Annotated in this window: 11 protein-coding genes and 2 pseudogenes; all 13 read right to left on the reverse strand. The window is 38.4% G+C overall.

Going from position 1 to position 12,026, the window contains the following annotated elements:
• Positions 1–133: 133 nt before the first annotated feature.
• The gene (locus JOC49_RS08010; RefSeq protein WP_243423648.1) at positions 134–976 is read right to left on the reverse strand and encodes a DMT family transporter; all 843 of its coding nucleotides are present in this window, start codon (positions 974–976) and stop codon (positions 134–136) included.
• 66 nt (positions 977–1,042) lie between these two features.
• On the reverse strand, positions 1,043–1,747 hold the full coding sequence (locus tag JOC49_RS08015) for an ABC transporter ATP-binding protein (RefSeq protein ID WP_204664143.1): 705 nt from the start codon (positions 1,745–1,747) through the stop codon (positions 1,043–1,045).
• Entirely contained in the window at positions 1,740–2,507 is a 768-nt protein-coding gene (locus tag JOC49_RS13260; protein WP_243423652.1) for an ABC transporter ATP-binding protein, read from the reverse strand. The genes JOC49_RS08015 and JOC49_RS13260 overlap by 8 nt, the downstream gene beginning before the upstream one ends.
• Before the next feature lie 54 nt (positions 2,508–2,561).
• Positions 2,562–2,954, reverse strand: a pseudogene (locus tag JOC49_RS13515) (ABC transporter permease subunit); the annotation flags it as partial.
• A complete protein-coding gene (locus JOC49_RS13520; protein ID WP_423875383.1) occupies positions 2,923–3,180 on the reverse strand; it encodes an ABC transporter permease subunit in 258 nt (85 codons plus the stop codon). The pseudogene JOC49_RS13515 and the gene JOC49_RS13520, both read right to left, overlap by 32 nt.
• A 58-nt stretch (positions 3,181–3,238) precedes the next feature.
• Positions 3,239–4,404: pseudogene (locus tag JOC49_RS08025) on the reverse strand (ABC transporter substrate-binding protein).
• Between the two features lie 180 nt (positions 4,405–4,584).
• Positions 4,585–5,067 (reverse strand): hypothetical protein, encoded by a 483-nt coding sequence (locus JOC49_RS08030; RefSeq protein WP_204664145.1) that lies wholly within the window; start codon positions 5,065–5,067, stop codon positions 4,585–4,587.
• Positions 5,068–5,143: 76 nt separating this feature from the next.
• Positions 5,144–6,823 (reverse strand): peptide ABC transporter substrate-binding protein, encoded by a 1,680-nt coding sequence (locus JOC49_RS08035; RefSeq protein WP_204664147.1) that lies wholly within the window; start codon positions 6,821–6,823, stop codon positions 5,144–5,146.
• A gap of 58 nt (positions 6,824–6,881) precedes the next feature.
• Complete coding sequence (locus JOC49_RS08040) at positions 6,882–7,874, reverse strand: ABC transporter ATP-binding protein (protein WP_204664149.1); 993 nt, start codon at positions 7,872–7,874, stop codon at positions 6,882–6,884.
• Complete coding sequence (locus JOC49_RS08045; RefSeq protein WP_204664150.1) at positions 7,864–8,883, reverse strand: ABC transporter ATP-binding protein; 1,020 nt, start codon at positions 8,881–8,883, stop codon at positions 7,864–7,866. The genes JOC49_RS08040 and JOC49_RS08045 overlap by 11 nt, the downstream gene beginning before the upstream one ends.
• Positions 8,884–8,892: 9 nt before the next feature.
• Positions 8,893–10,092 carry an ABC transporter permease gene (locus JOC49_RS08050; protein WP_204664151.1) on the reverse strand — a complete coding sequence of 400 codons (1,200 nt, stop codon included), beginning with the start codon at positions 10,090–10,092 and terminating at the stop codon, positions 8,893–8,895.
• Positions 10,093–10,095: 3 nt separating this feature from the next.
• Complete coding sequence (locus JOC49_RS08055; protein ID WP_341534669.1) at positions 10,096–11,022, reverse strand: ABC transporter permease; 927 nt, start codon at positions 11,020–11,022, stop codon at positions 10,096–10,098.
• Between the two features lie 379 nt (positions 11,023–11,401).
• The gene (locus tag JOC49_RS08060) at positions 11,402–12,022 is read right to left on the reverse strand and encodes a B3/B4 domain-containing protein (protein WP_204664152.1); all 621 of its coding nucleotides are present in this window, start codon (positions 12,020–12,022) and stop codon (positions 11,402–11,404) included.
• Between the last annotated feature and the right edge of the window lie 4 nt (positions 12,023–12,026).

A 12,026-nucleotide genomic window follows, 5' to 3' on the forward strand; every position in this document is an offset into this window, starting at 1 on the left:
TATGTTTTACTACTGAATATAGTATATCATCTTTTAGGGTCAAAAACAAGTCGATTCATCCCCCACCTGCACTCTCACTCCGTGAGCAAGGTGGCGTAGAGGCGGGGGACTTCTCGGCTATTTTAGTTAAAAATCAAACTTTTTTTAAACCATTCACATAATTGATAATCCCAGCGATTACAATTAATATGCCACCAAATAGGGCTATTAAGTCAGGCAGCTCGGACCAAATGATTATGCCAATTCCAAATGAGAACAGGATGTCTGAATAGGTGTAAATTGATAATTCAGATGCAGGCGCATACTGGTAAGCATTCGTCATGAAAAGTTGCGCAATCAAAGCGGATACACCAATTCCAATTAATGAAATCAGTTGTTTTACATCGGGCACAACGAGTCCCTCTACCGCCATTATTGGCAACAAAATAACGCTTGATATTAAGCAAAAATAAAACACAATCAACATGGGGGCATCTGTTTGGGTAAGTTTCCGAACTAGAGTATACGCCGCGCCAGCAAAAGCGGCCGACATAAGCGCAAGCAATCCTGGAAATACCGAACTATACGGTCCCGGTCTAACAACCAAAGCAGCGCCTAAAATTGCAATTAAAAGCGCTGTTTTTTGTTTGCCATTCACTTTTTCATGCAAAAAAAGAACCGCAAAGATTACAACAAAAAATGGAGAAAGTTTGTTAAGCATAACCGCATTGGCAAGTGGTAATCTTTCCAGTGCTGCATAATATAGTCCAACACCTGCCAATCCAAAAAGTGCACGCCCAACCATCAGTACAGGACGTTTGGGCTTAAGTGTTGCCTTTTTTCGATATAAAGTTACCGATATGGCAATCAATCCAATAAAATTTCTGAAAAACATTTTTTCAGTTAATGGTATTTCTGGAATACTCTTTACAAAGGCTGCCATAATTGAAAAAAATAAAGCAGATAACAAAATATAAACAATTCCTTTTTTCTTCATTCTAATTCTCCCATTCCAACAAAAATCCAGCATCCCAATAAAATTTGGGAGGCTGGACAAGATAAATCATGCACCTAAATAAGCTTTTTTAACATTTTCATCTTCAAGTAAGTCTCTTCCCTTTCCTTCAAGAACAATACGTCCGACTTCCATGACATAGCCATAATCTGAAATCTCAAGAGCCACTTTGGCATTTTGTTCAATTAAAAGAATGGTCACACCTAAAGCATTAATCTTCTTTATAATATCAAAAATATCCTTTACAATCAATGGGGCTAGTCCCAAGGAAGGCTCGTCCATTAGCAAAACTTCAGGTTTACTCATTAAAGCTCTCCCTACTGCCAACATTTGTTGCTCACCACCCGACATAGTCCCAGCCTTTTGTTTCTTACGTTCTAAGAGTCTTGGAAACAAACCATAGACCCATTCCATATCCTTTTGAATCACTTGAGCGTTTTTTCTTGTGTAAGCGCCTAGAATCAAATTTTCTTCAACCGTTAAATTTGAAAACACACGACGTCCTTCTGGAACTAAAACCAATCCAGACTGCACAATATTTTGTGTCTTTTCTAGTGTAATATCCCGATCCTTATAAAAAATTGTTCCATTTTTTGGTTTCTCTAAGGTCATGATTGCACGCAAAGTTGTGCTTTTACCAGCTCCATTGGCGCCAATTAAACTGACAATTTTACCTTTTGGCACTTCCAAAGAAATGCCCCTAAGCGCATGTATACCGCCATAATAGACATTTAAATCATTTATTTTAATCATCCTCAACCCCCAGATATGCTTCTATGACTTTTGGATTGCTTTGAACTTCAAGGGGAGTCCCTTCTGCAATATTCACCCCATAATCCAACACATATATTTTTTCACAAACGCCCATTATAACTTGCATATGATGTTCAATCATTAAAATGGATACATTGAATTTTTCACGGACCAACCGCACAAAATGCATAAGTTCCATGGACTCTTGCGGATTCATACCAGCAGCCGGTTCATCCAGCAAAAGAAGCGCCGGATCTGTTGCAAGTGCACGCGCTATTTCCAATTTTCTTTGTTTGCCATAAGGCAATGAACCCGCTTTATCAGACTGATACGCCAAAAGCCCCACTTCATCTAAAAGTTTTAATGACTTCTCATAAATTGCTTTCTCTTTTCGTACATATCCAGGCAAGCGCAATACAGCGGAAAAAATATTGGACTCTAATCTCAAGTGATTGGCAATCACAACATTATCAAGTACAGACAACTCTTTAAAAAGTCTTATATTTTGAAAAGTACGAGCGATACCTCTTTCAGTAATGCGATGGGGTTTTATGTTCAAAATTGACCTATTGTCAAATTTTATATCGCCTGCCGTAGGGGCATAAACACCTGTTATCATATTGAATACCGTCGTTTTGCCAGCACCATTTGGGCCAATCAAGCCAACAATTCCATGTTCTGGAACTTCAAGCGTAAGTTCAGAAACTGCTGTTAGTCCTCCAAACCTCATCGTGATGCCTTCCGCTTTCAACACACTCATGGATTCTGCAGCGACTTCGTCTTCTCGAATGGCCATTAAGGCTTTCCCATAACTGCTTTTTCTTAGGGAGAACATAAAGACAATCACCAAAATCGCAAGCCCCCAACTGTAATAAACATTTGTATATCTTGTAAGGCCTTTTAGGCCCAAAGCCCCGTTGGTTAAAGACATGGTATTGGTAAACACCACCCGAATAATTTCGGAAAATCCCAATGTGGCAATTGCCAAATAATCATCCCTAAGTCTTAAAATTGGTGCTGCAATAAGCGCCCCTAAAATTGCCGCCACTATCCCCGCAATCAGCATAATCTCTGAGAGTCCCAATAGAAACCCGCCCAAAACAGCTAAAATAGACCCTAGAAAAAATGTAATGGATACAATTGTATCTACATTTATGCCCATCAGTCGTGCAGCCTCATAATCTCTTGAAACTGCCCGCATGGCCATTCCTGTTTTTGTTTTGTTGACAATGTAAAGCAACCCACCATGGCATGAAAAAAAGACTCACACCATAAAACATGATATATGTGGAAATCATGAATATATCCCCATGTGCAAAATTAATTAATCGTAAAATACCATAGACCATCGTATAACCAATGGCGATCAAAGCGTATAGACTCCCCAAAGCAAGTCCATTGCTTAAATGTTGAAAAAATGTGCTAAAAGTCATCCCATCCTCCCTAACTTAAAAAGGTGCAGATCCGGAATCTGCACCTTGATCCTTTATATCACTGTGGTGAAATAGTGGTTAGATAAGTAAACTCACCATTCTCTACAGTTTTAATAACTGCATTTTTAACAGCATCACCATTTGCATCTAGTGTTACAACACCTGCCGCACCATCAAACCCACTTGTTTCAGCAAGTGCATCTCTAATGGCATTAGGGTCTGCGCTGCCGGCACGTTCTATCGCATCCACAAGAAGAATATAAGCATCATATGCAAGTGCAGTCACCGACGCAGGCTCTTTGTTATACTTTTCTCTATAAGCCTCTAGGAAAACTTCACTCTCTGGTGTCAGGGGAACTTTAGAATCAAAAAATGTTGAGAATACTGCGCCGTTAACGGCTTCTCCACCTATTTCTATAAATTCTGGTGTTTCCCACGTGTCAGCCCCGAGGAAAGGTGCCACTATACCGAGTTCTTTTGCCTGTTTAATCAACATAGCAGATTCACTGTAATTACCAGGTGCAAATATGGCATCTGGATTTAGGGACTTAATATTTGTGAGTTGAGCTGAAAAGTCCTGATCACCTGTATTGTAATTGGCAATATAAACAACAGCGTCCTCATCACCAGTTAATCGAACAAATTCATCTGTAAAAAACTTGACTAAGCCTACAGAATAGTCATTTGAGATTTCCTGTACAATTGCTACTTTTTTCGCATTGAGTTCAGTAAAAGCGTAATTGGCCATTACAACACCCTGAAACGAATCAATAAAGGTTACTCTAAAATAGTAATCATTGCCCAGAGTCACAAGTGGATTCGTACAAGATGTTCCTACAGCTGGAACTTCAGCTTCCATAACAATCGGGCCAGCGGCCATGGAAAAAGAAGATCCCCAGGAGCCAATAATGGCATTTACTTTGTCCTGGTCCACAAGTTTAGTTGCAGCATTCGCAGCTTCAACTTTGTCAGACTTATTGTCCACAACTACAAGTTCAATCTTCTTTCCCAACACCTCTGGATAAAGCGCCTGAGCAACTTCTAATCCCTCAAGCTCCACATAGCACCACCTGCTGCATTTGCACCAGTTAAAGGCTCAAATACGCCGAATTTAATTACATCTGAATCCGCAGCACTACCACTTGTGTCACCACTGCAAGCACTCATCACCGCAATTGCCGCTATCAGAATCATTAACAGGCCAATTCTTTTTAATGTGTTCATAATAATCCCCCTCTTTACATGTTACATTCTCTTAATTTTTCTGAACATTACTCATTATAATACCATCGTTTATTCTAAAATCAAGACTATTAATTATTTTATATGTATAAATTTTCCTGTACCTTAATTTATAAGGGGTCAAAAAATAAAAAAAACAAGATTTCTCTTGTTTTTGAAACTCTATTTTACTGAAAAATGGATATTGGCAAGAAGTGTCCGAACGGGTTCAACATCATCTGGATTTAACCAAACCATTTCCTGCTTCCGACTTTTATGTTTTTTAAACACAAGATATGGCCTATTTTTGTAATGCTGAATATCAAAAAACGCCACTGCAGTCAAACGCGTATACCAACCTTTTCCAATAACATCTTTCGTAATTAAAGTATCTCCCAATTCAATAATTGTCCAAATAACTGCCATTTCAAGGCTCATTGTTGCTGTCAAAATAAAAGTAAGCATGTCTTCTCTTAATACAAATCCCGAGACAAGAATCACCAAAGGTAAAATCAGTCCAAGACCATAAAACACATATTTTATTTTCCCTTTTTCAACAATTCGATACCGAATCCTATCTTTTTGAAAAAAACGCCTCTTAAAATCATTGCCGATTACCAATAAGCATAAAATATTCAAAAGACCATAACTAAGCGCACTGTTCATATTTTGTCTCCTAATTTTTAAACAGTATACCATAAAAATACCCCAGACAAAAGCGTCTGGGGTATCAGGTTATTCATTACTCCATAATTGAAGCGCCACTAAAGTCAACTGTTCCAAGTACCGATCTATCCCATCCAACTACATTGTCAGATACGAGCATAAAATCTAAGTAGTGATAAACAGGTACGATTGGTAATTCGTTCATTAAAATATCTTGAGCTGCATAAAGTGCTTCAAAGTGCTCTGCACCACCAGTTTGTGTAGAAAGCGACAACAATCTGTCATACTCTTCATTGCTAAACTTAGGATCATTATAAGCATTACCAGTTGTAAAGATACTTAAAAGACCACTTGGATCCATATAGTCAGTCAACCAACCGCCTCTAGCAAGTTCATAGTCGCCGACTTTTCGAGTATCTTGGAATACCGCCCACTCTTGATTTTCAAGAGAAGATTCTAAGCCAAGGTTAACTTTCAACATTTCCTGAATCATCTCAGCAACCATTTGGTGTGCTTCAGATGTATTATACATAATTGTAAATTCTGGGAAACCATCGCCATTAGGGAATCCAGCTTCAGCAAGAAGTGCTTTTGCTTCCTCTAATTGACTAAGATCTGTTACAAGACCATAAGTTCCGGATACTTCAAAGAAGTCATTGCCTTCATGATCCAAGAATCCAGGTGGCACGAAGCCTGCAGCTGGAACTTGTCCTGCACCAAGTGTTTCACAGATTTGCTCACGGTCAATTGCCATATTAATTGCTCTACGAACGCGCTCATCTTGCCACAACTCGAGTTCCATATTGAAGTTGTAGTAGTAAGTTCCCAAAAGTGGGAATACGTAGAAGTTTGGATCTTCAGCGATGAGTCTAGGAATTTCAGCACTAGGAACACCAGGAATAAAGTGTAACTCGCCACTTTGATAAGCTTGATATGCTGTTGATTCTTCATCAATAAAGACTGCATCAATTCGATCAAGTTGAACGTTTTCAGCATTCCAGTAGTTTGGATTCTTTTCGAGTGTTAGCCCTTCACCAATTGTGTAAGAAGTTAACACGAAAGGTCCATTCGATACAGCAAGTGCAGGATCTTTTGCCCAAGCACCTTCTGCTTTAGCTTCTACTGAAGATTGCTTTGTTGGCATAAAGTGATAGAACGAAAGTAATTGAACGATGTAATCAGTTGGGGTCTTAAGTTGAACTTCAAGTGTGTAATCGTCAAGCGCTTTCACACCAACATTGTCCAAAGATTCGCCGTTAACAGCTTCAAAAGCACCAACGATATTTGTATATTCCCAAATCCATGCATACTCAGATGCAGTTAAAGGATCCATACCACGTTTCCATGAATAAACAAAGTCATGCGCAGTAAGTGGAGAACCATCAGACCATGTAGACTCTCTCAATTTGAAAGTAACTGTCATGCCATCAGCTGAAACTTCCCAAGATTCAGCAATACCTGGATATACAATACCGCTTTTCTCTCTTGTGAGGCCTTCAAAAGTTTGATTAATGACGTCACCAGCTTCAGACGCGCCGTTTAGTACAGGGTCAATGGTTTTAGGATCGGCACCTACGTTCCACTTGAGAACTTGTTCAGCGCCCGAAGCTTCAGTCGTTGCAGGTGCTTCAGTTGTTGCTGGTGCTTCAGTTGTTGCTGCAGGTTCTGTGGCCGTATCTGTATTTTCTGATCCACAAGCTGCGAGCATTGCTGTCATCATAACAAGCACCATTAGTAGTGATAAAAATCTCTTCATACTTTCCTCCTTCTTAAAGTTAGGTTATATTAATTGCCTTTTGGCAAATAATATCAAATTATAAGGTGTTAATTTCCCGTACTCTGTGGCACGCTACAAAATGGTTTGGAAGCACTTCTTCAAGTACAGGTGTTTTTTCATTGCAGATTGGTTCACAATACTGACATCTTGAATTAAATCTACACCCTTCTTTAGGGTTTATAGGACTCTTGACATCACCTTGCAATATAATTCTGCTTTGTTTTTGAACGCCTGGGTCTGGAATTGGAATCGACGATAAAAGCGCTTTTGTATACGGATGCAATGGCTTTTCATAGAGTTCATCACTTCCAGCAACTTCCATCATATTGCCTAAGTACATAACGCCAATTCTATCCGAAATATGTTTTACCATAGACAAATCATGTGCAATAAACAAATAAGTTAGTCCAAGCTCTTTTTGAAGATCTTCAAGCATATTGACCACTTGAGCTTGAATGGAAACATCCAGTGCGGATATGGGTTCATCACATATTATCAATTCAGGTTCAATCGCAAGTGCACGGGCGATCCCAATACGTTGTCGTTGTCCACCTGAAAATTCATGTGGGTATCTGTTGGCATGCTCCTTTTTAAGGCCTACGGTTGTCAATAAATATTCAATCCGTTCTTTCTTTTCAGCACCTCTTAAATCCGTGTGAATTTCCAGTCCTTCTCCAATTATGTCTGAAATCGTCATCCGTGTATTAAGTGATGCATAGGGGTCTTGAAAAATCATCTGAATTTTTTTGCGATACGTCAGCATCTCTTTTTCAGAAAGACCTGCAATATCCACACCATCATAAATTATTTCTCCGCCACTAGGCTCATATAACCGGACCAGACACCGCCCTGTTGTGGACTTTCCACAACCAGATTCTCCTACCAGTCCAAAAGTTTCACCTTTATGAATAAAAAATGAAATACCATCTACCGCTTTTAAAAGGTTCTTTTCCTTTTGGAACATTGGTGTTTTAACTGGAAAATATTTTTTCAAATTACGAACTTCCAATAAGGGTCTTTTATTTTCCATCTAAATCACATCCTTTTTTATAGCCTTCCACATCAGGTGCATCTTCATGTAGCAACCAACAAGCTGATGTGTGTGTATTGCTCAATTTATAAAATGGTGCCATCTCTTCAGTACACATTTTCATAACATGCGGACATCTGGTGGAAAATGGACAGCCATTTGGCGGATTCAAAAGATCTGGAGGTGACCCAGGAATCGGAATCAACCGCCCACGATTTCTTTGGTGCATTTTTGGTATAGAATTCATCAATCCTTGTGTATATGGATGTTGCGGACTGTGGAAAATTTCTTCGACAGTTCCTTTTTCCATAATCATACCGCCGTACATAACAATTAATTTTGAGCAAGTTTCTGCAATAACGCCAAGGTCATGCGTAATGATAATAATTGACGTTTCAATTTCCTTTGAGAGTTCTCTAAGAATATCCAGAATTTGAGCTTGAATCGTCACATCTAAAGCTGTTGTTGGTTCATCTGCAATCAACAACTTTGGGTTACAAGAAAGTGCTGTTGCAATCATTGCCCTTTGACGCATACCTCCAGAAAACTCATGAGGATATGATTTGATTCTATTTTCAGGTTCCGGTATGCCAACCATTCTTAATTTTTCAATTGCAATTTCTCGAGCTTCATTTTTGGTAACTTTCTGGTGACGTCTAATCACCTCTACCATTAAATTTTCAATCGTAAATACTGGATTAAGAGATGTCATTGGGTCTTGAAAAATCATTGAAATCTCTTTTCCTCTTAAATTAGACATCTGGTTTTCTGTCTTTGTGGAAATCACTTCACCATCAAAGATGACTTCACCACCAATTATTTTACCAGGATGGTCAATGAGACCCATTATAGAAAGTGCCGTTACAGATTTACCACTACCGGATTCACCAACTATGCCTAATATATCGCCCTTCTCCATAGAAAAGGAATTGCCTCTAACCGCCTTTACTTCCCCAACATGTGTGAAGAAAGACGTACTTAAGTTTTTTACTTCCAATATATTCTTCATGAGTCACCCCTAGCCTTTTCTCAATCTTGGATCCAATGCATCCCTTAAACCATCGCCTAAAAAGTTAAAGGCTAAAATGGTAATGGCAATTGCCATTGCCGGGAAGAACAGCTGATATGGATATGTTGTCAAACCTGATAGTGCATTGTTTGCAAGTGTTCCCCAAGAAGCTTGAGGTGCGGAAACGCCAAGACCGATAAAGCTTAAAAATGCCTCTGTAAATACAGCGGATGGAATCATCATTGTCATAGAAACAATAATTGGTCCAATGGCATTTGGAATTAAGTGTCTCAAAATGATCTTATATTTAGGAACGCCAATAACTCTTGCTGCAAGGACAAATTCCTGTTCCTTCAGAGAAAGCATCTGTCCACGCACCAATCGCGCCATTGAAACCCAATAAACACTACTAAGTGCAATAATGATATTGGTCAGACCATCTGAATTTCTAAACCAAACCATCAAAAGAATGACATAAAGCATTAACGGAATAGAATTGATAATATCAACAATCCGCATCATGACATTGTCCACACGTCCACCTTCAAATCCTGAAATACTGCCGTAAATCACGCCAATAAATAGGTTAACAAACGTTGCAACAAATGCAATTATGAGCGAAATCCTAGCACCGTACATAACACGCGTTAAAATATCCCGTCCAAGGTCATCTGTTCCAAAAGGAAATGACTTATTGAATTTAGATTCATTGGAATATTGGTATACGGAACCTCTATATTCTATCGTATAATCATAATCATAACCTTGCTTATCTTTTAAGGTATTGTAAGAGAAATCCAAAATAACAACTTCATCAGAATTCTCTGCATCTAGTGAATACTCATAAATTTTATTGATTACGTCTCGCTTATCTATTTTAAGCTTCCTAACCATTTCGCCATTATCGGCAACCAAAAACATATTGTAATCACTTGATAAATAAAGGTTCACACCCTCGTCCACATTAAACACATCCAACATGGGTGGTAAATTTCTAAAATCATTGCTCTGATCTGAATAACTATATGGTGTGAAATATGGCCCAAATACGCCAAATAAAATTACAAATATAATAATTACAACACCAATCATCGCAAGTTTATGTTTCTTTAACCTTCGCCAAGCATCCTGCCAATATGTCAAACTTGGTCTGACGATTTCATTGTCCAACTGTTTTTCGTCCAAAAAGACAAATCGTTCATCTCTCATCTGCTATTTCCCCTTTCCAAGTCTAATTCTAGGATCAATAAATCCATAGGCGATGTCTACAATCAACACCATAATGACATAGAAAGCTGCATAAAAGACAGTCATCCCCATAATGGTTGTATAATCTCGATTGGTAACACTTTCCACGAAATATCGCCCCATGCCTGGGATTGCAAATATCTTTTCGACGACAAACGATCCTGTCAAAATCGCTGCAATCATTGGTCCAATATAAGTTACTACAGGAATAAGCGCATTCTTTACAGCATGTTTTCCAATAACTTTAAATTCTTTTAGGCCATTGGCGCGCGCCGTTCTAATATAATCTTGCCTTAGAACTTCAAGCATACTTGACCGAGTAAGTCTGGCCACAAAAGACAACGAATATCCTGTAAGGGCAATCACTGGTCCAACATAGCCAAGAGGTGAACTTACCCCAAATGTTGGCAGCCACCCTAGTTTTCCTGCAAAAAAGTAGATAATCAAAGTGGCAATGACAAAACTGGGAACTGTTACACCTAACGTTGCCATGAACATAACCAGGTAGTCAATGAACTTATTCTGTTTCAGTGCGGAAATAATGCCAAGTGGTATGCCTAGAACAATAATCAAAACAGTAGACATCAATCCAATTTTTGCGGATTCAGGAAAACCGCCAGCAAGTAATTCATTAACAGTTGTTCCTATTTTAGAATAGGATGGTCCTAAATCAAATGTAAATAGACCCTTCATATAATCAAAATACTGTACGTATAGTGGTGCATCTAAATTGTATTTTTCATTTAAAGCTCTTATAATCTCATCTGGTACAGGCCTCTCACGTGTAAAAGGTCCTCCAGGAATTGAGTGCATCATAACAAATGTCAATGTCGCAATCAATACAATGGTAACAACTGCTGATACAAATCGATTAAAATAGTATGATCCCACAATATCTCTCCTTCCAACGCCCAAAATGGGTTTTCTAAAATAATGTCTTGCATTTTAGGTCATGTTTTTGTCATCGTTTCCCCCCTCCTTTTTTTCATCCCCCGATGAAAAAAGAGTCTGGTGTCAAAGAGAAAAAGATTAATAAATCAATGATTGTACTATTCTCACCTCTTTATTATAACACCACTTATGTTATTAATATATATCAACTTAATGGATTATTCAAATATTTCTGATAAATGACGCTTTTAATACATGTTAAATCACGTATAATTTTTTTTGGATGCAGTGTTTACAATTGTTCACAAATTTCTAACAAAAATGAAACAAAAGGACGCCAAATTTTCAGCGCCCTTTTGTTTCATTTCTCTCCATATGCTTACAATTTATTTAAAAATTGCACCAGTATCTGTTCATATTCACGTGTAGCTGCATTTAAATCAAACTTATAAATACAAGCAAAAATATGCCTAGTTTCTTTTGTGATAGATGTCCTAATCGAATCCGATGTTGGGCTTCCAAAAGGTCCTAAATCATCTCTTAAGAGGGGGATATTTTCTAAATTCAAATCATACCCTGCAAGGCAAGAATAGGATTCCCCTGGCCTCCCAAAATCCAATGTGACATCGCCTTTAATCAGATTCCTATCGTAAACACCAATTGGCGCTTGTAACTCAATTGAAAGCCAGTTCATGACATCAACGACATTATTAATTGAGGGTACCCTCTCACCTTTTTTTATTCGACGCAACAATTTTTCGCTTGAAAGTCTGTAACGGGTTGGATCTTTACCAAGACGCCTATAGGCTGCCCGTCCATATTTAATCGTCTCAAGTTTACTGAGTTCAACCGATTGTAGCCCAATCTCAATTTGTTTATACCGCTCTGTCAGTGCATACTCAACAGCAGAATCAATCTTGCCGACAACCACTTTCCTGTCTGCATAAATAAGCTCGATTCCAGGAACTCTATTTGCAATGTCGTCACTTATGTTAACCATATAC

The organism is Fusibacter tunisiensis (genome assembly GCF_016908355.1).
Taxonomy (GTDB): Bacteria; Bacillota; Clostridia; order Peptostreptococcales; family Acidaminobacteraceae; genus Fusibacter_D; species Fusibacter_D tunisiensis.

Coding starts and splice junctions, on each gene's coding strand:
- JOC49_RS08010 (WP_243423648.1), bottom strand. CDS start 976: ATGAAGAAAAAAGGAATTGTTTATATTTTGTTATCTGCTTTATTTTTT.
- JOC49_RS08015 (WP_204664143.1), bottom strand. CDS start 1,747: ATGATTAAAATAAATGATTTAAATGTCTATTATGGCGGTATACATGCG.
- JOC49_RS13260 (WP_243423652.1), bottom strand. CDS start 2,507: ATGAGTGTGTTGAAAGCGGAAGGCATCACGATGAGGTTTGGAGGACTA.
- JOC49_RS13520 (WP_423875383.1), bottom strand. CDS start 3,180: ATGACTTTTAGCACATTTTTTCAACATTTAAGCAATGGACTTGCTTTG.
- JOC49_RS08030 (WP_204664145.1), bottom strand. CDS start 5,067: ATGAACAGTGCGCTTAGTTATGGTCTTTTGAATATTTTATGCTTATTG.
- JOC49_RS08035 (WP_204664147.1), bottom strand. CDS start 6,823: ATGAAGAGATTTTTATCACTACTAATGGTGCTTGTTATGATGACAGCA.
- JOC49_RS08040 (WP_204664149.1), bottom strand. CDS start 7,874: ATGGAAAATAAAAGACCCTTATTGGAAGTTCGTAATTTGAAAAAATAT.
- JOC49_RS08045 (WP_204664150.1), bottom strand. CDS start 8,883: ATGAAGAATATATTGGAAGTAAAAAACTTAAGTACGTCTTTCTTCACA.
- JOC49_RS08050 (WP_204664151.1), bottom strand. CDS start 10,092: ATGAGAGATGAACGATTTGTCTTTTTGGACGAAAAACAGTTGGACAAT.
- JOC49_RS08060 (WP_204664152.1), bottom strand. CDS start 12,022: ATGGTTAACATAAGTGACGACATTGCAAATAGAGTTCCTGGAATCGAG.